The 21,910-nt window shown below is 69.9% G+C and carries 13 protein-coding genes, 1 tRNA gene, 1 rRNA gene and 1 pseudogene; 4 read left to right on the top strand and 12 right to left on the bottom strand.

The window, feature by feature from the left end; genetic code table 11:
• The first annotated feature begins 89 nt into the window (after positions 1 to 89).
• Positions 90 to 890, top strand: coding sequence for an Fpg/Nei family DNA glycosylase (locus tag ACZ4Z4_RS08775; protein ID WP_468324249.1), 801 nt, complete (start codon positions 90 to 92; stop codon positions 888 to 890).
• Positions 891 to 947: 57 nt separating this feature from the next.
• Complete coding sequence (locus ACZ4Z4_RS08770) at positions 948 to 1,778, top strand: SDR family NAD(P)-dependent oxidoreductase (protein ID WP_468324246.1); 831 nt, start codon at positions 948 to 950, stop codon at positions 1,776 to 1,778.
• Positions 1,779 to 2,241: 463 nt separating this feature from the next.
• On the opposite strand, the gene ACZ4Z4_RS08765 is transcribed toward ACZ4Z4_RS08770, so the two are convergent.
• The 9 genes and pseudogenes from ACZ4Z4_RS08765 to ACZ4Z4_RS08725 all read right to left on the bottom strand — a co-directional run bounded on the left by ACZ4Z4_RS08765 (position 2,242) and on the right by ACZ4Z4_RS08725 (position 16,782).
• On the bottom strand, positions 2,242 to 2,712 hold the full coding sequence (locus ACZ4Z4_RS08765) for a Dps family protein (RefSeq protein WP_468324243.1): 471 nt from the start codon (positions 2,710 to 2,712) through the stop codon (positions 2,242 to 2,244).
• Between the two features lie 206 nt (positions 2,713 to 2,918).
• Positions 2,919 to 3,293 (bottom strand): helix-turn-helix domain-containing protein, encoded by a 375-nt coding sequence (locus ACZ4Z4_RS08760; protein ID WP_055564110.1) that lies wholly within the window; start codon positions 3,291 to 3,293, stop codon positions 2,919 to 2,921.
• Between the two features lie 109 nt (positions 3,294 to 3,402).
• Positions 3,403 to 3,981, bottom strand: a complete 579-nt coding sequence (locus tag ACZ4Z4_RS08755) for a CinA family protein (RefSeq protein ID WP_468325717.1) — start codon at positions 3,979 to 3,981, stop codon at positions 3,403 to 3,405.
• A gap of 68 nt (positions 3,982 to 4,049) precedes the next feature.
• Positions 4,050 to 4,745 (bottom strand): annotated as a pseudogene (gene pgsA, locus ACZ4Z4_RS08750) (CDP-diacylglycerol--glycerol-3-phosphate 3-phosphatidyltransferase); the annotation flags it as partial.
• Entirely contained in the window at positions 4,742 to 6,214 is a 1,473-nt protein-coding gene (gene rimO, locus ACZ4Z4_RS08745) for a 30S ribosomal protein S12 methylthiotransferase RimO (protein WP_468324240.1), read from the bottom strand. The gene rimO and the pseudogene pgsA, both read right to left, overlap by 4 nt.
• 150 nt (positions 6,215 to 6,364) lie before the next feature.
• Positions 6,365 to 7,282, bottom strand: a complete 918-nt coding sequence (locus tag ACZ4Z4_RS08740) for a helix-turn-helix domain-containing protein (RefSeq protein WP_468324237.1) — start codon at positions 7,280 to 7,282, stop codon at positions 6,365 to 6,367.
• A 212-nt stretch (positions 7,283 to 7,494) separates the two neighbouring features.
• Positions 7,495 to 10,299: a DNA translocase FtsK gene (locus ACZ4Z4_RS08735; protein ID WP_468324233.1), complete on the bottom strand. Its 2,805-nt coding sequence runs from the start codon at positions 10,297 to 10,299 to the stop codon at positions 7,495 to 7,497.
• A 146-nt stretch (positions 10,300 to 10,445) separates the two neighbouring features.
• Entirely contained in the window at positions 10,446 to 11,129 is a 684-nt protein-coding gene (locus ACZ4Z4_RS08730) for a response regulator (RefSeq protein WP_069886868.1), read from the bottom strand.
• Between the two features lie 244 nt (positions 11,130 to 11,373).
• Complete coding sequence (locus ACZ4Z4_RS08725; RefSeq protein WP_468324230.1) at positions 11,374 to 16,782, bottom strand: HAMP domain-containing protein; 5,409 nt, start codon at positions 16,780 to 16,782, stop codon at positions 11,374 to 11,376.
• Positions 16,783 to 17,228: 446 nt separating this feature from the next.
• Between ACZ4Z4_RS08725 and ACZ4Z4_RS08720 the strand changes: the two genes are divergently transcribed.
• Entirely contained in the window at positions 17,229 to 19,850 is a 2,622-nt protein-coding gene (locus tag ACZ4Z4_RS08720; RefSeq protein ID WP_468324227.1) for a SpoIIE family protein phosphatase, read from the top strand.
• Between the two features lie 76 nt (positions 19,851 to 19,926).
• Here the strand turns inward: ACZ4Z4_RS08720 and ACZ4Z4_RS08715 are convergent.
• Positions 19,927 to 19,999 (bottom strand) — tRNA-Thr (locus tag ACZ4Z4_RS08715).
• Positions 20,000 to 20,115: 116 nt separating this feature from the next.
• Between ACZ4Z4_RS08715 and ACZ4Z4_RS08710 the strand changes: the two genes are divergently transcribed.
• Positions 20,116 to 21,033: a CE1 family esterase gene (locus ACZ4Z4_RS08710; RefSeq protein WP_468324224.1), complete on the top strand. Its 918-nt coding sequence runs from the start codon at positions 20,116 to 20,118 to the stop codon at positions 21,031 to 21,033.
• Positions 21,034 to 21,037: 4 nt separating this feature from the next.
• Here the strand turns inward: ACZ4Z4_RS08710 and ACZ4Z4_RS08705 are convergent, their stop codons facing one another.
• Together ACZ4Z4_RS08705 and rrf are read right to left on the bottom strand one after the other, a co-directional pair.
• A complete protein-coding gene (locus tag ACZ4Z4_RS08705) occupies positions 21,038 to 21,709 on the bottom strand; it encodes a DegT/DnrJ/EryC1/StrS family aminotransferase (protein ID WP_468325715.1) in 672 nt (223 codons plus the stop codon).
• 116 nt (positions 21,710 to 21,825) lie between these two features.
• Positions 21,826 to 21,910 (bottom strand): 5S ribosomal RNA (rrf, locus tag ACZ4Z4_RS08700); the annotation flags it as partial.

Here is a 21,910-nt window from a genome sequence, read left to right as displayed (position 1 = left end):
CATGCACGCGCATGCGCACCGGCACCAGCCCAGCACCAGCATCAGCACCAGCACCAGCACCAGCGTCCCCTCCATGCCACCCTGGACCCATGCCCGAAGGTGACACCATCCACCAGGCGGCCCGGCGCCTGGACTCCGCCCTCGCCGGGCACGTCCTCACGCGCTCCGACCTCCGCGTGCCCAAGCTCGCGACGGTCGACCTCACCGGCCGCACCGTCCTGGACGTCACCCCGCGCGGAAAGCACCTCCTCACCCGTATCGAGGGCGGCCTCACCCTGCACTCGCACCTCCGGATGGACGGCTCCTGGCGGCTGTTCGCCCCCGGTGAGCGGTGGCGCGGCGGCCCCGGGCACCAGATCCGGGCGATCCTCGGCACCGCCGAGCGCACCGCCGTCGGCTATCGCCTGCCCGTCCTCGAACTGCTCCGCACCACCGACGAGGACAAAGCCGTCGGCCACCTGGGCCCCGACCTCCTCGGCGCCGACTGGGACCCGGAGCGCGCCCTGCGCAACCTCCTGGCCGCGCCCGAGCGCCCTCTCGGCGAGGCCCTCCTGGACCAGCGCAATCTCGCGGGCATCGGCAACGTCTTCAAGAGCGAGATCTGCTTCATCCTGGGCGTCACCCCCTGGCTCCCGATCGGGGAGCTGTCCGAGGAGAAGACAGACCGCCTCCCCGCCCTCGCCAAGAAGCTCCTGGAAGCCAATCGCAACCGGCCCTCCCGCACCACCACGGGCCGCGACCTCAACGGCCAGCGGCTCTTCGTGTACGGGCGGGCGTCCCGCTCCTGCCGGCGCTGCGGCACCCCGATCCGCGTCGGTGAACAGGGCGACGGCTCCCGTAGCCGACCCACCTACTGGTGTCCCACCTGCCAGCCGGGCCCGACGCCGTAACGGCTCTCCCCTGCCGCCCAGTTGACGAGTCGTCAGAAGCAGCCGTACCGTCCCGTCATGCCCGTCAAGGCGTACGACCTCACCGGCCGCACCGCTTTCGTCACCGGCGCCGCCAGCGGCATCGGGCGCGCGACGGCCCTGCTCCTCGCGGAGGCGGGCGCCACCGTCCACTGCGCCGACCGCGACGAGCAGGGCCTCCACGAGACCGCCGCCCGCATCAAGGCGGTCGGCGGCACCGCGCACACCCACCCCTTGGACGTGGCCGACAGGAAACAGGTCGAACAAGCCGTCACGGCAGCGGCAACAACCCCCATAACCTCCACAGCCACAGCCACAGCCGCCACCGCCACAACCCCCACCAACACCCCCCGCCTCGACATCCTCGCCGCCATCGCCGGTGTCATGCACGACAGCACAGTCCTGGACACCCGCGACGAGGACCTCGACCGCGTCCTCGACATCAACTTCAAGGGCGTGCTGTACGCCTGCCGGGCCGCGGCCCGCGTCATGATCGAGGCGGGCTCCGGCGGCAGCATCGTCACCATGGCCTCGGGCGCCGTCGACACCGGCGGCCCCGGCCTCCTCTGCTACGGCGCGTCGAAAGCGGCCGTCGTCCAGCTCACCAAGACCCTGGCCACGGAGGTCGGCCCGCACGGCATCCGCGTCAACGCCGTCGCGCCGGGCTGGATCCGTACGCCCATGACGGCCCGGCACGGCACGGAGGACCGGAGCCACACCGAAGGAGTCATGGCGCGCCTGTCACCCCTCGGCCGCGTCGGCGAACCGGACGACATCGCTCACGCCGTGCTGCACCTGGCGTCCGACGCCGCGTCCTTCACGACCGGCCAGATCCTCCGCCCCAATGGCGGCGTCGCCATGCCGTGGTAGCCGCGCCCCACGCTTCCCTCCCGGCCGCACACCGCCGGCGCCCCTTCCGAGCCGCCGCCACCTCGCCCTCCGCACGCGCCTTCGGCACACAGTGCACAGGCAGCACGCTCAACCCCCACCCGCCGGCCGCGACCGCCCCCTCCAGCACCCCGGCATCAGGAGCGAGGGCCAGTCGCAGCACGCCCCACCACCACAGCCCGCCGAGCGCCAGGACAGGCACCCATCGCACGGCCCGCCACGTCACGGTCGTCCCGCTCACGGCTGCCACAGATGCCACCTCCCGCCCAACGCGAGGTCGACGCTAAACGCCGGGGTTCACTCCCTGGGAGGGCGTACTCCCGGCGCCAGAAGCACTACACGGGCGCACAGCACACACAGCACACACAGCACACACAGCGCACAGCGGCACACACAGCGCGCCCCGGCCGTTCACGTCGTTCCCGGCCGGGGCGCGCCGAACGCGTCAGCTGTTCTCCGCCTGGAACATCCAGTGGTGCTTCTCCAGGTCGGCCGAGATCTGGATGAAGATGTCCTGGGTGACCGGGTCCGCCTCACCGGTCGCGTCGATACGTTCCCGCATCCGGGTGATGACCGCGCCCAGCGCGTCCACAAGCGTCCCGACCGCGTCCTTGTCCTTGACCCAGCCCTCGGGGACCTTTCCGATCCCGCTGCTCTGCGACACGGTAGCCGCGCGCCCGTCGGGCGAGACGCCGAGCGTGGAGGCACGCTCCGCCACGGTGTCGGAGTGCTGCCTGGCTGTGTCGACGACGTCGTCGAGTTGCAGGTGCACGGAGCGGAAGCGCGGGCCGACCACATTCCAGTGGATCTGCTTGGCCACCAGCGACAGGTCGACCAGGTCCACGAGCGCGCCTTGCAGTGCCTCCGAGACCGTCTTCAGATCCCCCTCGGACAGCGGGCTCTTCACGGCGTACATCTGTCTCCTCCAACTCACGAGCGAATGAGGTAAATCCCCACCAACCATGGCACAAAAGCCGCCAATAGGTCGATTCGGAACTTTCTAGCCCCGCAGGGGCCACCTCGGTACAACACAGCAGCCTCTGCTCATACAACGCAGAAGCCCCTACCGGGTACCCGGCAGGGGCTTCCACACACATCGGAGCTGCTCAGGGCAGCGCCGCCTCACGCGGCGACGACGTCGACCGCCTCCGCAGGTGCCTTGATCGTGACCCGTTCCGGTGGCACTCCGGCCACGGAGACGGAATTGAGCATCGAGCGAACCGGTGCGCGCACCGGTTCGGGGACTGCTGCAGACTCAGCCAGCTCGGCGAGCGACAGTTCGTCGCTCACTTCACGCATGAGCTCGGACATCCGTACGTCAAGCGCGTCGCAGATCGCGGAAAGCAGCTCGGAGGAAGCCTCCTTCTGCCCCCGCTCCACCTCGGAGAGATAGCCGAGCGAGACTCGGGCGGACGAGGAGACTTCGCGCAGAGTACGGCCCTGGCGCTGGCGCTGCCGACGCAGCACGTCACCCAGCAGGCGACGGAGCAGAATCATCGGTGGCTCCCTCCTCGGACCGCGTAGCCGCATCCTTCACGCCCCACCGTACCGCCTTGCGCGGCGGCCGTGCGGGGAGCGATGTCGTGTTCACTCAGGGCTGCAAACATCAATTCCCCCCGTTCTGTTCCGTATCCTGTGCCCGCCCATTCTCGGCACGTTCTCCGGATAGCTGCTCGAGAAGCAGCGTGAGCACGCTCCGTACACTCTCCATACGGATTTCCGAACGGTCACCGTTCAACCGCAGGGCGGCAACTTTCCCACGCGGTCCGCCATCGGCGTAACCGCGCATCGTTTCGACTTCTGACTCGGTAACCACGGTTTCCGGCCTCGAAACCGCGTTATCCGGCCCCGAAATCGCCACGAACACCGTTCCGACCGGCTGTCCGTCCTGCGCATCGGGCCCGGCGACCCCGGTGGTCGCAAGTCCCCAGTCCGCGCCGAGCACCTCGCGGACACCATCCGCCATCTGCTGCGCGACCTCGGGATCCACCGCCCCGCGCTCGTCCAGCAGAGTGCCGTCGACCCCGAGGACGTCCCGCTTCAGCTCGGTGGCGTACGCCGTGACGGACCCCCGGAAGACCTTCGAGGCCCCGGGCACCGACGTGATCTCGGCGGCCACCAGGCCCCCGGTCAGCGACTCGGCGACGGCGAGCGTCTCACCGCGCGCGGCCAGGACGCGCACCAGTGCGCTCGCCGGCAGCTCACCGACCGACTGCACCGACAGCTCGGCGCCCGAGACCCCGGGGGACGTCACTTCGCGGCCTCCCGGGCGGACTCCGCGGCCGCCGCACGTGCCTCGGCCATGCCCTGCCTGCGCAGCACGACGGCCTGCTTCACATAGTCGAGCCCGGTGACCACGGTCAGTACGACGGCCACCGCCATCACCCAGAACCGCAGGCTGGCGAGCGGCCCTGTCAGGGCGAGAACGTACATCCCGACGGCGGTGCCCTGCGCCAGCGTCTTCATCTTGCCGCCGCGGCTGGCCGGAATGACTCCATAACGGATCACCCAGAAGCGCAGCAGCGTGATCCCGAGCTCACGCCCGAGAATCACGCCCGTCACCCACCAGGGGAGGTCGCCGAGCCAGGAGAGACAGATCAGCGCGGCGCCCATGATCGCCTTGTCGGCGATGGGGTCGGCGATCTTCCCGAAGTCCGTGACCAGGTTGTACGTGCGGGCCAGGTGGCCGTCGAAGAGGTCGGTGATCATGGCGACGGCGAAGGCGGCCCAGGCGAACGAGCGCCAGGCCGGGTCGTACCCGCCGTTGCCGAGGAGCAGCATCACGAAGCCGGGCACGAGCAGCAGCCGCACCATGGTCAGCAGGTTCGCGACGTTCCACAGGCTGGCCTGATTGACCGCCGCGGCGCCCAGCTTTCCGCCGCGCACCGGCTTGGCGCCCGAAGCACCCTGTGCGCCGGAGCCGCCCGCGGAGGCCGGGACTCCGGTCATCTGCCAGCCTCCTCGAGACACTCAGCCACCAAGTCCACGCCCTCCGTGCCGACGACCTTTGCCACGACCATACGGCCGACCTGGAGCCCGGCTTCGGCCGCGGCGCCCGTCAGGCGGATCTGGCCGTCCGTCTCGGGGGCCTGGTGCGCGGCTCTGCCGAGCGGTCCCTCCTCCTCGTCGATGGACTCGACGAGGACGTCGACGGTCTCGCCGAGCCGCTCGTCGGCGCGCTGCGAGGTGAGCTCCTCGGCGAGCCGGGAGATGTGCGCGAGGCGCGCGTCGACGACGTCCTGGTCGAGCTTCTGGTCGTAGGTGGCCGCTTCGGTGCCCTCCTCGTCGGAGTACCCGAAGACGCCGATGGCGTCCAGGCGCGCGCCGGTCAGGAACCGCTCCAGCTCCGCGAGGTCCGACTCGCTCTCGCCGGGGAAGCCCACGATGAAGTTGGAGCGCACGCCGGCCTGCGGCGCCTTGGTCCGGATGGTGTCCAGGAGCTCCAGGAAACGGTCGGTGTCCCCGAAGCGGCGCATGGCGCGCAGCACGCCGGGCGCGGAGTGCTGGAAGGACAGGTCGAAGTAGGGGGCGACCTTCTCCGTCGACGTGAGGACGTCGATGAGGCCGGGCCGCATCTCGGCGGGCTGCAAGTAGCTGACGCGCACCCGCTCGATGCCGTCGACGGCGGCCAGCTCGGGCAGGAGGGTCTCCAGGAGCCGGATGTCGCCGAGGTCTTTGCCGTACGAGGTGTTGTTCTCGGAGACGAGCATGACCTCCTTGACGCCCTGCTCGGCGAGCCAGCGGGTCTCGCCGAGGACGTCGGAGGGGCGGCGCGAGATGAAGGAGCCGCGGAAGGAGGGGATGGCGCAGAACGAGCAGCGCCGGTCGCAGCCGGAGGCCAGCTTCACGGAGGCGACGGGGTTGGTGCCGAGACGGCGGCGCAGCGGGGCGCGCGGCCCCGACGCGGGCGCGACGCCCTCGGGCAGGTCCTGCGGCGCCGGCGCGGGCGCGTGTCCCGGCAGGGCGACCCCGGATCCGGCGGCCTGGCGCTCGGCGGGGCTGATCGGCAGCAGCTTGCGCCGGTCACGCGGGGTGTGGGCCTCGACACTGCCGCCGCTGAGGATGGTCTGGAGGCGGTTGGAGATGTCGGAGTAGTCGTCGAATCCGAGCACGCCGTCGGCCTCGGGCAGCGCGTCGGCGAGCTCCTTGCCGTACCGCTCGGCCATGCAGCCGACCGCGACGACGGCCTGGGTCTTGCCGTGGCCCTTCAGGTCATTGGCTTCGAGGAGGGCGTCGACGGAGTCCTTCTTGGCGGCTTCGACGAAGCCGCAGGTGTTGACGACGGCGACATCCGCGTCCTCGGCGTCCTCGACGAGCTGCCAGCCATCCGCCTCCAAGCGGCCTGCGAGCTCCTCCGAGTCCACCTCGTTGCGGGCGCAGCCAAGAGTGACAAGGGCGACGGTGCGGCGTTCAGGCATGGTCTCAAGACTACTTCGTCCGCGCCTCGGCCCCGGCCGCGAGGGTTACCGGCCGGTCCGCCACCCGCCGCCGGCGCGTCACCCGGCGGTCACGTCGCCTCGTGCGGTCCCGCCGGCCGGCGCCTGGTCAGCGCCCTTCAGCGGGACCGGTCAGCCGGCTTCGGGGTCGCCCTTCGTGTAGGTGAGGCGCTCCACCGTGCCGGGCTCGAATTCGTTCTCGACCGGCTTTCCGTTCACGTACAGGTTGATCGCGCCCGCGTCGCCGAGGACGAGGTCGATCTTCTGCTTGTCCTGGAACGTCTTGTCCTGGCCCTGTTCCAGGACGCCGTCGAAGAGGGTGCGCCCGCTGTGGTCCTTCGCGGAGATCCAGCTGCGGCCGTCCGCGGCGTCGACCTTGACGGTGACCTTGTCGCGCGGGACACCGGCGATGGCGCTGTCCGACGGGTCGGGCTTGGGGTCGGCGGGCTTGGTGGGCTTCGGCTTCTCCGCGGGCTTGCTGCTCGCGGGGGTGGCGCCCTCGGCCACCGCCTTCGAACCGTCGTCCCCGTCGTCGCCGCTGAACGCGGTGAAACCGACGAAACCGATCACCGCGACGATCGCGGCGACCATGGCGGCGGTCCAGTTCGGCCTGCGCGGTTCGGAGCGGATGCGCTCGGCCTCGAAGAGGGGCGCCGCCGGCGTGGGCGCGGGCGGGCGGCCGCCGTGGCCCTCGTCGTACTGCGCGATCAGCGGGGCCGGGTCGAGTCCGACGGCGCGCGCCAGCGTCCTGATGTGGCCGCGGGCGTACACGTCGCCGCCGCACCGGGAGAAGTCGTCCTGTTCGATCGCGTGCACGATCGGGACGCGCACGCGGGTGGACGAGCTGACTTCGTCGACGGTCTGGCCGGCGACGAGACGGGCCTGCTGAAGGACACGGCCGATCGAGGGGCGCTCGGGCGCCTGCTCTTCGCCGGTGCGATCTGCCGGGACTCCGTCCGCGGCGTGGTCAGGGCCGTCCGCGACGCGGTCGGGGCGGTCGAGGCGGTCGTCCGAAGGTCGGTCGTCTTCAGGGGAGTTACCGATGGACACGGGGGCGCCTTTCGAGCGTGTAGCCACCTGCCGGAGGTTCAGTTTAGGCGGGTCTTGAAAGGGTGGGGCAACCGGACGGACGGACTTTGTACGCCATCGGAATGGCCGGACATCCTGATGGTGGAACATCCTGCTCTCGTCTCCCTCAACTTGACGTGTGTCGAGAGGAAACGGTTGCCTGTCGATCCCTTATGGGTGAGCCTCTCCCACCCTTATGGCTGAGCCTCCCCGCGGATCACGGCGAGCACTCCGTCCAGTTCGTCAGGTTTCACCAGAACGTCACGAGCCTTGGAGCCCTCGCTGGGTCCGACGATGGAGCGGGACTCCATCAGGTCCATCAGCCGGCCGGCCTTGGCGAAGCCGACGCGCAGCTTGCGCTGAAGCATGGACGTGGACCCGAACTGGGTGGAGACCACCAGCTCAGCGGCCTGGCACAGCAGATCGAGGTCGTCGCCGATGTCCTCGTCGATCTCCTTCTTCTGCTTGGTGCCGACGGTGACGTCGTCCCGGAAGACGGGCGCCATCTGGTCCTTGCAGTGCCGCACGACCGCGTGGATCTCGTCCTCGGTGACGAAGGCCCCCTGCATACGGACGGGTTTGTTCGCCCCCATCGGCAGGAAGAGGCCGTCACCCTTTCCGATGAGCTTCTCCGCGCCGGGCTGGTCGAGGATGACCCGGCTGTCGGCGAGCGAGGAGGTCGCGAAGGCGAGCCGCGACGGCACGTTCGCCTTGATCAGGCCGGTCACGACGTCCACGGAGGGACGCTGGGTGGCGAGCACCAGGTGGATGCCGGCGGCGCGCGCGAGCTGTGTGATGCGCACGATCGAGTCCTCGACGTCGCGCGGCGCGACCATCATCAGGTCGGCGAGCTCGTCGACGATCACCAGCAGGTACGGGTATGGCTGGAGCTCCCGCTCGCTGCCCTCGGGCGTCTTGAGCTTGCCCTCGCGGACGGCCTGGTTGAAGTCGTCGATGTGCCGGTAGCCGAAGGCCGCGAGGTCGTCGTAGCGCAGATCCATCTCGCGTACGACCCACTGGAGCGCCTCGGCGGCCCGCTTGGGGTTGGTGATGATCGGCGTGATCAGGTGCGGAATGCCCTCGTACGCGGTGAGCTCGACGCGCTTGGGGTCGACGAGGACCATCCGGACGTCCTCGGGCGTCGCTCTTATCATGATCGACGTGATCAGGCAGTTGATGCAGGACGACTTGCCGGATCCGGTGGCACCGGCGACCAGGATGTGCGGCATCTTCGCCATGTTCGCCATGACGTAGCCGCCCTCGACGTCCTTGCCGAGCGCGACGAGCATGGGGTGGTCGTCCTCGGCCGCGTCCGCGAGACGCAGCACGTCACCGACGTTGACCATCTCGCGGTCGGTGTTCGGGATCTCGATGCCGACCGCGGACTTGCCGGGGATGGGCGAGATGATCCGGACGTCCGGGGAGGCGACCGCGTACGCGATGTTCTTGGCCAGTGCCGTGATCTTCTCGACCTTCACGGCGGGGCCGAGCTCGATCTCGTAGCGCGTGACGGTCGGGCCGCGCGTGAAGCCGGTGACGGCCGCGTCGACCTTGAACTCGGTGAAGACGTTGGTCAGCGAGTGGACGACCGCGTCGTTGGCGGCGCTGCGGGTCTTGCCCGGGCCGCCCCGCTCCAGGAGGTCGAGGGAGGGCAGCGCGTAGGTGATGTCCCCGGCGAGCTGGAGCTGCTCGGCGCGCGGCGGCAGTTCCCGCTCGGTCTCGGGCGCGGCCTTGGTGAGGTCCGGCACGGCTCCGGTGGCGCCGGCGTGGCCGCGGCCGCCGTCAGCCCCGTCAGCGGGCTTCTGCGGCTTCTTCTTGAGCTTGCCGGGCACCGGCGCGTCCGTCGTGCGCGCGGTCGGTACAGGGGCCGTGTGCTCGCGCTCCTCGCGCTCCCCCGACACACCCTGCGTCAGATCGGCGACCAGCGGCGACGGCGGCATGCCGTGCATCACCGCACCGTCCAGGGCGGCCGCCGCGGCGGCGGCCACGTCCACGGCGTCCATCGGCCGGTCCATGTCCGGCTGGACGGGGGCCCGGCGCGGCCTGCGCCGGGTGGAGAGCGCCTGCTCCTCGGCCTGGTCGGGGTCGTACGCGTCGGGGGCCGGGCCGCGCCGGCGTGCGGAGCGTGCGGGCAGCGCCTCGCGCCACTGCTCCTCGTACCGCTCGTCGTCTGCGTACTCGTAGGCCTCGTAGCCCTCGGGTGCCGGCTGGATCACGCCGAGTTTTACGCCGAGCAGCCGCAGCCGCTGCGGGATGGCGTTGACGGGCGTCGCCGTGACGACGAGGAGCCCGAAGACGGTGAGGAGCACCAGGAGCGGCACCGCGAGGATCTCGCCCATGGTGAAGATCAGGGGTGTGGAGGCGCCCCAGCCGATGAGGCCGCCGGCGTCCCTTATCGCCTGCATGCCGTCGCTGCGGGCCGGTGAGCCGCAGGCGACGTGGACCTGGCCGAGCACGCCGATGACGAGGGCGGAGAGGCCGATCACGATGCGGCCGTTCGCCTCGGGCTTCTCCGGGTGCCGGATGAGGCGGACGGCCATGGTGCCGAGCAGCAGCGGCACGAGCAGGTCCAGACGGCCGAAGGCGCCGGTCACCAGGACCTCGACGAGGTCGCCGACCGGGCCGCGGAGGTTGGACCAGGTGCCCGCGGCGACGATCAGCGCGAGGCCGAGCAGCAGGAGCGCGAGGCCGTCCTTGCGGTGGGCGGGGTCGAGACCCTTGGCGCCGCGCCCTATGCCGCGGAACATCGCGCCGACCCCGTGCGCCAGGCCCAGCCAGACGGCGCGCACGATCCGGTACACGCCCCCCGTGGGGCTCGGCGCCGCTTTGGGCGCCGGCTTCGCGGCGATCTTCTTCGCCGGAGCCTTCTTCGCTGGTGCCTTCTTCGCCGCAGCCTTCTTGGCGGGCGGTCTGGCAGCGGCCTTCTTCGCCGGAGCCTTTGCCGGCGCGGCCGCCTTCTTCGCGGGCGTCTTCTTGGCTGCGGGCTGACGTGAGGCCATGGGTGTGAGGTTACCGTTGCCGACCACCGTCAACACGTGTGCCTACTGCTTCACCCGTTCGTGTCGCCCCTGTGAAGGCCGAGAACTGACGGTGGTTCACCGGGTGGACCCGGCACGAAACCCCGTCAGCGGGGCTCCGTGCCGCGTCAGTTCTGCGAGGGGACCGAGGGGGCACCGCTGCCGGTGCCCGGCTCCAGGGCGTCAAGGGCCCGCCGCAGGCCGGTCAGTTTGCGTTCGAGATGGGCTGCGGTGGCGACCGCCGCCGCGTCCGCCGACTCGTCGTCGAGCTGTTTGGAGAGCGCCTCCGCCTGCTCCTCGACCGCGGCGAGCCGCGCCGACAGCTCGGCGAGCAGACCCGCGGGCTCCTTCGCGTCCCCGGCCGCGGCCTTGCCGCCGCCTTCGAGCTGGAGGCGCAGCAGCGCCGCCTGCTCCCGCAGTTGGCAGTTCTTCATGTACAGCTCGACGAACACCGACACCTTCGCGCGCAGCACCCACGGGTCGAACGGCTTGGAGATGTAGTCCACCGCGCCGGCGGCATAGCCGCGGAAGGTGTGGTGCGGCCCGTGGTTGATGGCGGTGAGGAAGATGATCGGGATGTCCCGGGTCCGCTCCCGCCGCTTGATGTGCGCCGCGGTTTCGAAACCGTCCATTCCCGGCATCTGGACGTCCAGCAGAATGACCGCGAAGTCGTCCGTGAGTAGTGCTTTGAGCGCTTCCTCCCCGGACGATGCCCGCACCAGTGTCTGATCGAGCGCAGAGAGGATGGCCTCCAGCGCCAGCAGATTCTCCGGCCGGTCATCGACCAGGAGGATCTTGGCCTTCTGCACCATGGCCCGCCCTCCTCGCCCCGGCGGTACACCGGGCGCCGCCCCAGGGGACGACTCCCTTGCGCCGCCCGTCCTTGTGCCGGTCATCGTAGCCGCACCCCGCCTGTCGCCACACCCTGTCACCGCGATGTCACTGTGCACGTAGCAGAAACGCGGTGGGAGACCAGAAGGTTCCCCGAATACCGCGGTTCTACACGGCATCGGCCACACTCTGTCAGCAACTCCGTGTGACGACGCCGGTTCTCGGTCACCGAGCGCGCATCCACTGCTCCATCACCGACAACAGATGATCCGGGTCGACCGGCTTCGTGACGTAATCGGAAGCTCCGGAGTCGATCGCCTTCTCCCGGTCGCCCTTCATCGCCTTCGCGGTGAGCGCGATGATCGGGAGTCCGGCGAACTGCGGCATCCTGCGGATCGCCGTCGTCGTCGCGTACCCGTCCATCTCCGGCATCATGATGTCCATCAGGACCACCGTCACGTCGTCGTGCTGTTCCAGCACCTCGATGCCTTCACGGCCGTTCTCCGCGTACAGCACCGCGAGACCGTGCTGCTCCAGGACGCTGGTGAGCGCGAAGACGTTGCGGATGTCGTCGTCGACGATCAGGACCTTCTCACCGCCGAACTGGAAACCGACCCGCGGCGCGACAGGCGTCTCCTGGCCCGCGTTGGGCCACGGCTCCTGCGTGCGCTGCGCCTCCGGGGCGCCGGGAGCCGGCTGCCCCGGCAGCGACGAGGGCTCCTGGACGGGCGTCGCACGGCGCCTCCGCCGGAACAGCGCGGCGGGGCTCGTGGGCTCCTCGCGGTGCGCCGGGGGGGCCGCCTGCCGCTCCGTCTCCTCGGCCGCGGGCGCCTCCTCCAGGGCGGGCAGCTCGCGCGACTGCGGCGCGGGCGCCAGCTGGGCGTAACCCTGGGGCGGCAGTTCGCTCGGGTGCAGCGGCAAATAGAGCGTGAAGGTGGAGCCGCGGCCCGGCTCGCTCTGCGCGTGGATCTCGCCGCCGAGCAGCCGCGCGATCTCCCGGCTGATCGACAGGCCGAGGCCCGTACCGCCGTACTTCCTGCTCGTCGTGCCGTCGGCCTGCTTGAACGCCTCGAAGATGACCCGCATCTTGCTGGCCGCGATGCCGATGCCGGTGTCCGTCACCGAGAAGGCGATCAGATCGGCGTCCGCGTCGCGCAGCGAGCCGGCCTCCAGGAGCTGTTCGCGGATCGCGTTGGGCACGTCGTTGCTGGCGTGCCGGATCACCAACTCGACCGCTCCGGAGTCGGTGAACTTCACCGCGTTGGACAGGAGATTGCGCAGCACCTGGAGGAGGCGCTGTTCGTCCGTGTGCAGCGTCGCGGGCAGCTCCGGAGAGACCCGTACGGAGAAGTCGAGGCCCTTCTCTGCGGTCAGGGGACGGAAAGTGGCCTCTACGTAGTCGACGAGTTGGACGAGTGCGATGCGCGTCGGGGAGACGTCCATCTTGCCCGCCTCGACCTTCGACAGGTCGAGGATGTCGTTGATCAGCTGGAGCAGGTCCGAGCCCGCCCCGTGGATCGTCTCCGCGAACTCGACCTGCTTCGGGGTGAGGTTCGCGTCGGCGTTGTCCGCGAGCAACTTGGCGAGGATCAACAGGGAGTTGAGCGGCGTGCGCAGCTCGTGCGACATGTTCGCGAGGAACTCGGACTTGTAGCGCATCGAGACCGCGAGCTGTTCGGCCCGCTCCTCCAGGACCTGCCTGGCCTCTTCGATCTCGGTGTTCTTGACCTCGATGTCACGGTTCTGCTGGGCGAGCAGCTCCGCCTTCTCCTCCAGCTCCGCGTTCGAGTCCTGGAGCGCCTTCTGCCGGTTCTCCAACTCGGCCGACCGCTCGCGCAGTTGCTCGGTCAGCTTCTGCGACTGCTTGAGCAGCACCTCGGTCTTCGTATTGACGCTGATCGTGTTGACGCTCGTCGCGATCATCTCGGCGATCTGGCTGAGGAAATCCTTCTGGATCTGCGTGAAGGGCTGGAAGGCCGCCAGCTCGATCACGCCGAGCACGGTCCCCTCGAAGAGCACCGGCAACACGATGACCTGCGCGGGCGGCGCCTCACCGAGGCCGGACGCGATCCGCAGATAGCCAGAGGGCGCGTTCTCCACGAGGATGGTGCGCCGCTCCTTGGCGGCCGTCCCGATGAGGGTCTCGCCGGGCCGGAAGGACGTCGGCATGGACCCCATGGAGTAGCCGTAACTGCCGAGCATGCGCAGTTCGTACGCGTCCTCCTGGTCGCCCCCGAGATCCTGCGCGTCGTCCGTCGGCATCGCCAGGAAGAACGCGCCGTGCTGCGCGGAGACGACCGGCGTCAGCTCGCTCATGATCAGCGAGGCGACGTCCTCCAGGTCCCTGCGGCCCTGCATCAGGCCCGAGATCCGCGCGAGGTTGCCCTTGAGCCAGTCCTGCTCCTTGTTGGCCAGGGTCGTGTCGCGGAGGTTCGCGATCATCGTGTTGATGTTGTCCTGGAGGGCCTGGATCTCCCCCGCCGCGTCGACCTCGATCTTCAGATTGAGGTCGCCGCGCGTCACCGCGGTGGCGACCTTCGCGATGGCGCGCACCTGGCGGGTCAGGTTTCCGGCCATCTCGTTCACGGACTCGGTGAGGTCGCGCCACGTGCCGTCGACGTCCCGCACGCGCGCCTGACCGCCCAGCTGGCCCTCCGTGCCCACCTCACGGGCCACCCGGGTCACCTGCTCGGCGAAGGACGACAGCTGGTCGACCATCGTGTTGATGGTCGTCTTGAGCTCCAGGATCTCGCCCCGGGCGTCGATGTCGATCTTCTTGGTCAGGTCACCCTTGGCGATCGCGGTGGTGACCATCGCGATGTTGCGGACCTGACCGGTCAGGTTGGACGCCATCGAGTTCACGGACTCGGTGAGGTCCTTCCACGTACCGGAGACGCCCGGCACGCGCGCCTGCCCGCCCAGGATGCCGTCCGTGCCCACCTCACGGGCCACACGCGTGACCTCGTCGGCGAACGAACTCAGCGTCGTCACCATGGTGTTCACCGTGTCGGCGAGCTGCGCGACCTCGCCGCGCGCCTCGACCGTGACCTTCTTGGTCAGGTCTCCGTTGGCGACCGCCGCCGAGACCTGGGAGATGTTCCGCACCTGGCTGGTCAGGTTGTTGGCCATCAGGTTGACGTTGTCGCTCAGGTCCTTCCAGATGCCCGTGACACCCGGCACCCGCGCCTGACCGCCCAACTGGCCCTCCGTGCCCACCTCACGGGCCACGCGCGTGACCTGCTCGGCGAACGACGAGAGCTGGTCGACCATCGTGTTGACGGTCGTGACGAGTTCGAGGATCTCGCCCTTCGCGTCGACGGTGATCTTCTTGGAGAGGTCACCCATGGCGACGGCCGTCGTGACCTCGGCGATGTTCCGCACCTGGAGGGTGAGGTTGTTCGCCATCCCGTTGACGGACTGCGTGAGGTCCTTCCAGGTGCCCGAGACGCCCTGGACCTCGGCCTGGCCGCCCAGGATGCCGTCGGTGCCCACCTCGCGGGAGACCCGCGTGACCTGCTCGGCGAAGGCGGACAGCTGGTCCACCATCGTGTTCAGGGTGTTCTTCAGCTCCAGGATTTCGCCGCGCGCGTCCACGTCGATCTTCTGCGACAGGTCACCGCGGGCCACCGCCGTCGCGACCTGTGCGATGTTGCGGACCTGCGCGGTGAGGTTCCCGGCCATGCCGTTCACGGAGTCCGTCAGATCACGCCACACACCGGCCACGCCGGGCACCTGCGCCTGACCGCCGAGCCGCCCCTCGGTGCCCACCTCGCGGGCCACCCGCGTCACCTGGTCCGCGAAGGCGGACAGCTGGTCGACCATCGTGTTGATGGTGTTCTTCAGCTCCAGGATCTCGCCGCGCGCGTCGACCTCGATCTTCTGCGACAGGTCACCGCGCGCCACGGCCGTCGTCACCTGCGCGATCTGCCGCACCTGCGACGTCAGGTTCCCCGCCATGAAGTTGACGGAGTCCGTGAGGTCCTTCCACGTACCGCTCACGCCGTCCACGCGGGCCTGCCCGCCGAGGCGCCCCTCCGTGCCCACGTCCCGCGCCATCCGCGTGACCTGGTCCGCGAACGACGACAGCTGGTCCACCATCGTGTTCACGGTGTTCTTCAGCTGGAGCATCTCTCCGGAGACGTCGACCGTGACCTTCTGCGACAGATCGCCGTTCGCGACCGCCGTCGTCACCTGCGCGATGTTCCGGACCTGCCCCGTCAGGTTGCGGAAGGCGGTGTTGACGGAGTCCGTCAGGTCCTTCCACGTACCGGCAGCGCCCTGCACCTGCGCCTGACCGCCGAGCTCACCCTCGACACCGATCTCCCGCGCCACCCGCGTCACTTCGGAACCGAAGGCCGAGAGCTGGTCGACCATCGTGTTCACGGTGTTCTTCAGCTCGAGCATCTCGCCCGCGACATCGACGGTGACCTTCTGCGACAGATCGCCGTTCGCGACCGCCGTCGTCACCGTCGCGATGTCCCGCACCTGCGTGGTGAGGTTGCGGAAGACCGTGTTGACCGAATCGGTCAGATCCTTCCAAGTACCCGCCGCGCCCGGCACATTCGCCTGCCCGCCGAGCTGCCCCTCGGCCCCGACCTCGTTCGCCACCCGGGTGACCTCGTCCGCGAACGTACGCAGCGTCTCGGTCATCTGGTTGATCGTCTCGGCGAGCTGGGCGACCTCGCCGCGCGCGCTCACCGTCACCTTCCGCGACAGATCACCGCTCGCGACCGCCGTGGTGACCTCGGCGATCCCGCGCACCTGGGCCGTGAGGTTGCCGGCCATCAGGTTCACCGAGTCGGTGAGGTCCTTCCACACACCCGCCACACCCGGCACCTGCGCCTGGCCGCCGAGCTCGCCCTCCGTGCCGACCTCCCGGGCGACGCGCGTCACCTCGGAGGAGAACGACGAGAGCTGGTCCACCATCGTGTTGACGGTGTTCTTCAACTCCAGCATCTCGCCCGCGACGTGCACGGTGACCTTCCGCGACAGGTCGCCCTTCGCCACCGCCGTCGTCACCAGCGCGATGTCCCGCACCTGCGCGGTCAGCCGGTACGCCATGGTGTTCACGGAGTCCGTGAGGTCCTTCCACGACCCGGACATTCCGCGCACTCTGGCCTGCCCGCCGAGCTTGCCCTCGGTACCGACCTCGCTGGCCACCCGCGTGACCTCGTCCGTGAACGTGGAGAGCTGGTCGACGAGGTTGTTCACCGTCCGCCCGACCTTCAGGAACTCCCCGCGCAGCGGATGCCCGTTCCCGTCGGCCCCCTGCGCCCGCAGCTCCATGCGCTGCTCCAGATCACCCTCCGCCACCGCGGAGAGGACCCGGCCGACCTCGGAGACCGGTCGTACGAGATCGTCGACGAGCGCGTTCGACGCGTCGATCGCGGCGGCCCAGGAGCCCTCGCTCGCTCCGGTCTCCAGCCGTTCCGTGAGTTTTCCCTCACGTCCGACCGTGCGCCGCACCCTCGACAGCTCTCCCGTGAGGTGCAGATTCCGGTCGGCCACCTCATTGAAAACAGCCGCGATCTCCGACATGACGTCGTCGCCCGAGACCGTGAGCCGCTTGCGGAAGTTGCCGTCCCGCATCGCCACCAGGGCCGCGAGCAGCCTGTTCAGAGCCGCAGCGTCCACCGAAGCCGTCGTCCCGTTGCGCGGTTTGCGCTGTTTGTTCAGGGACTGTCCGTCTTTCGCGCGCGTCTTAGTGCCCCGCGTCGCTGCGCCAGACTCCACTGTGTCCCTCCCGCAAGGGTCGACCGGTACTGCTCGGGTTGTTCTGACCTGTCCCATGAAGCTTGCCCAGTGTTTCACCATGGCCGAACCAGGCCATAACAGTTCGGCAGCTTCGCACACCGTCCGCACACCCTCCGGGCGGAAACACTGACGACCGGCATCAGCATGGACGGCGAAGGTAAGTAACCTTGCATCCGGCTGTCCAACCGCCCCGGTCCTGCCCGGCCAGGGCGGTGGTACACGAAACAAGCGGGCATCGGAGGGGCGGCCGCACCATGGGTTCGGGAGAACTGGGCGTCGAGACAGTCGCCACTGTCGACACCGTCGATACTCGTACGAGGAGTGCTGTGATCACCGCGCGTGCGGCTGCCACCTTCGAACCCGTCGGGCGTTCCGTCGCGACGGCCCGCTCCTTCGTGCGCGACACCCTCCAGGGCTGGGGGTTCTCCGACATCGTCGACGACGCCGTCGTCCTCACCAGCGAGCTGGTCACCAACGCCGTGGTGCACGCCGGCACCGCCGCCGACGTCGAGTGTCTGCGCAGCGAGGACGCCGTCCGCATCGAGGTCTCCGACCGCTATCCGGAACGCGAGATCCCGCTCCAGCAGTCCCCGGTCAACATGGGCAGCCCGGACCGCGAGGGCGGCCGCGGCCTCCAGCTCTGCGCCGCGCTCGCCACCCGCTGGGGCGTCGACTACAGCCCCACCCACAAGCAGGTCTGGTTCCAGCTCGACCTGCCCCACCGCCCCGTGGGCACCCGCACCGCAGGACCCTCGCTCCCGGCCGACCTGCTGCCCATCGCCGACGGCAGGGTCCGCGTCGCCGTCATCCAGATCGACCGCCTCGGCGCCATCTCCGCCTGGAACGAAGACGCGGAGGACCTCTTCGGGTACGTCGCCGAGCAGGTCATGGGCAAGCCGCTGATGGACCTCGCGGCCTGGCCGCACACGCCGGGCACCAGCACCGGCATCGCCGAGGCGCTGCGGCTCTCCCGCTGGGAGGGCAGCTACGGCGTCCGCGGCGCCCACGGCCGCGTCATCCCCGTCTACGCCTCGCACCTGCGCGTCCGCGACGCCGACGGCGAGCCGTCCACGGTCTGCCTGCTCGTGCGCGACGACGAGCGCGCCGTGCTCCAGACCCCGCTGCGCGGCGCCGCCCCGGAGCCGGGCGCCCGCAGCGAGTCGCACACCGCGGACCCCTTCGAGGTGTTCATCGGCTCCCCCGCCCCCGACGACCTCGACGGGCTGCTCCAGCGCACCGTGGAGCGCGCCCGCGACATGCTCGACGGCGACGCGGCCTTCCTGCTCCTCGCCACCGACGACGAGACGGAGCTGGAGGTCCGTGCCTCCACGGGCCTGCCGTCGGCCCGCCAGCGCTTCGCCCGCGTACAGGTCGAGTCGGCCCCCGGACGGTACGGCTCCGCCCGCATGCCGGCCGTCCACGAGGACCTGACGGTGGTGCCGGGGGCGGTTCCCCTGCTCGAAGGCACGGGCATGCGCTCCGTCGTCACCGTCCCGCTGAAGGTGGAGGGCCGCCTCACCGGCTCCCTGGGCGTGGCCGCCGAGGCCTCCGGCCGGTACTCGAACGAGGAGGCCCTGCGCCTCCAGTTCGCCGCCGACCGCATCGCCCTGGCCGTGGAGTCCGCACGCCTCGGCGAACTGGAGAGGCTCCGCCGCGGCTCGCTCTCCTTCCTCGTCGAGGCCTCCGACCTCCTCGCGGGCACCCTCGACCGCGACCAGACCCTGGCCCTCATGGCACAGATGACGGTCCCGACCCTCGCCACCTGGTGCGCCGTCTACACCATCGCGGACCAGTCGGCCGAGCCCTATCTGTCGTACGTCCTGCACGAGGACGAGGAGCGCATCGACGGCCTGAAGGCCCTGCTCTCCAAGATCTCCCCGCCGGACCCGGTGCCGACCCCGGGCGCCCGCGTCTGGGCGGCCCCCTCCGAGGCCGCGCACCAGGCGGCCCTGCGCACCTCCATGCGCAGCGTGGGCCTCGGCGAGCCGATGACCCTCGGCTCGGGCATCGGCACGACGCTCTCCACCGCCTCGGCGGTGGGCGGCGAGACGGTGGTCCTCCCGCTGGTCGCCCGCAACCGCGTCATCGGCATGCTCACCCTCGGCAAGCCCGCCGACGAACACTTCCGCCAAGAGATCCTCGAATTGGCCGAAGATCTCTCCCGCCGGGCGGCCCTCGCCCTCGACAACGCCCGCCTCTACTCCGAGCGCATGGCCATCAGCCAGTCCCTCCAGCGCAGCCTGCTGCCGCCGGGACTCCCGCAGATCCCGGGCGTCGAGGTCGAGGTCATCTACCGCGCGGCCGGCGAGGGCAACGAAGTCGGCGGTGACTTCTACGACCTCTTCCCCATCCGCGACGGCGCGTACGGCTTCGCGATCGGCGACGTCTGCGGCACGGGCCCGGAGGCCGCGGCCGTCACGGGTCTCGCCCGGCACGCCCTGCGCCTGCTCGCCCGTGAGGGCTTCGGCGGCCCCGCGGTCCTGGAGCGCCTCAACGCCGCGATCCTCGACGAGGGCTCCCGCAGCCGCTTCCTCACCCTCCTCTACGGCGAGTTGTGGCCCCAGGAGGACGGCTCGGCGGTCCTGAAGGTCGTCTGCGCCGGCCATCCGCTGCCGCTCCGCCTCCGCCAGGACGGCACCGTCGAGCCGTACGCGGAACCGCAGCCCCTGCTCGGCGTCATGGAGGACCTCGAACTGTACGAGCAGACGATGACGCTCGACCCGGGCGACGTCCTGCTCTGCGTGACGGACGGCGTCACCGAGCGCCGCGAGGGCACCCGCATGCTCGGCGACGACGGCCTGGCGGACGTCCTCACGACCTGCACGGGCCTGACGGCCGGCGCGGTCGCGGCGCGCATCATGCGCGCGGTGGAGCGCTTCGCGACGGACGCCCCTTCGGACGACATGGCGATCCTCGCGATGCGGGTCCCCGGCCTCCAGAAGGACTGAGCGCGCCGGGGCGCCACGGGGTGCCCCGGACACGCCGAAGGCCTCCGCCCAACCGGACGGAGGCCTTCATTACTTGAGCCCCCAAGCGGAATCGAACCGCTGACCTTCTCCTTACCATGGAGACGCTCTACCGACTGAGCTATAGGGGCCTGCTGCGCTCCGGGGTTTTCCCCGCGGCAACGGAATAGATCATACCTGAAATCGAAGCCGCCTCGAACCGCCCCTTCCTCTGGACCGCCCTTCCCGGCGCTGCCACTCTGCGCGCATGCCGACCCGAACCGGTACACCTGTGCGGCACGCCTTGCCCCTGGCTCTCGCCGCCCTGCTCCTGCCGCTCACGGCCTGCGGGTCCGACGACGACAACACCCCGGACCCGAAGGCCGCCAAGAAGCCGGCCGCCGCGGAAACCCCGCGCCCCGGCACCCAGAAGGTCACGATCCCCTGGAAGGGCGAGAAGCGCGTCTATACGGTCCACGCACCACCCGGGCTCAAGCGCACCGAGAAGCTCCCGCTCGTCATCGCCATGCACCCCTACCCGGGCGACGGCAGAACCGCGGCCGCGATCAGCGGCCCGAGCGCCAAAGCGGACAAGGAGAACTTCCTCGTCGCCTATCCCGACGGGCTCAACAAAGGCTTCAACGCGTTGATCTGCTGCGGCTCCGAGGACGACGTGGGTTTCATCCGTACGATGACGAAGCGGCTGACCGGCACCTGGAACGCCGACCCGGACCGCGTCTACGCCACCGGAATCTCCAACGGCGGCGACATGGCGTACAAGCTCGCCGTCGAACTCCCCGGCACCTTCGCCGCCATCGCCCCGGTCAGCGGCGGATACCTCGGCACCGACGCGGAAGACACCTCGTACATGCCGAAGACCCCGGTATCAGTACTCACGTTCCTGGGCGGCCTCGACAGGCACTACGCGGCGATGGACGAGGGCATCAACACCTGGCAGCAACGCCTGTCGTGCAAGCCGAGCCGACCCACCGAACTGAAGAACAAAATCAAAAAGACGACAGCCAAGTGCCGTGACGGCTCGGACGCGGTCGTCTACCGGCTGCCCGACATGGGCCACTCCTGGCCGGGCGGCGCGGGCGGCGGAATGTCCGACCCGACGGCAGGCGTCAACGCGACGGATCTGATGTGGGAGTTCTTCAAGTCCCACCCCAGGACGGCTTCCTAGGGTCTCAGAAGGCCGGTTGCAGAAGCCCGCCGAGCGCGTTGCACGCGGAGACGACGCGCTGGAGCTCGCGCCGCGTCATCGACGGGCCGGCCGGCAACGCCAGCGTCTCGTCGGCGGCCCGCTCGGTCTCCGGAAGCTGTACGTCCCGCCAGAACCGAGGCGTACGGTGCACGGGCGTCTTCACCGGCACCCGGCAGTCGATGCCCTTGGCGCGGACGGCACGTGCGAAAGCGTCCCGGTCGGGCCGCCCGTTCCCGGGCACGCGCACGACGTACTCCTGGAAGCTGTGCCCTTCGCCTTCGTCGGGCGTCACGACTCCGCTGAGCCGCCCGCTGAGGTACGCGGCATGCGCACGCCGAAGCTCCAGCCCGTCGTACGGGGTCTCCGGCTCGCCCTCCTCCTGCTGCTCCAGGACGAGGAGCCCCTGCCGCTGCCCGAGCTCCCGCAGCCTGCGCATGTCGGCTCGGTTGCCGAAGCGGTGCACGACGACGACGGCGGCCGTCCGCGGGGTCACCACGGCAGCGACGGCATCGGGGTCGAGGCAGTACGTGGTCGGTTCTATGTCAGCGAAGACGGGCATCGCTCCGGCGAGGACCACGTCCTCGGCGACCTCGGCGTTTCCGTAGGCCGGCACGATGACCTCGTCGCCGGTGCTGACACCGGCGGCGCGCAACATTCCAAGTGTCCCCATGCCTATGGAGGTTGGCTGCGCAACGTGAACGGCAAGTAACGCAAAACAAAAAAGAGCTGGTCCCCGAACCGAAGTTCAGGGACCAGCTCTTATCAAAAGGAGTTCGGCGGCGTCCTACTCTCCCACAGGGTCCCCCCTGCAGTACCATCGGCGCTATGAGGCTTAGCTTCCGGGTTCGGAATGTAA

The sequence above is a fragment of the Streptomyces sp. NPDC030245 genome (genome assembly GCF_055572995.1).
Note: the sequence above shows the minus strand (reverse complement) of the source record. Positions and strands in the feature narration are given on the sequence as shown.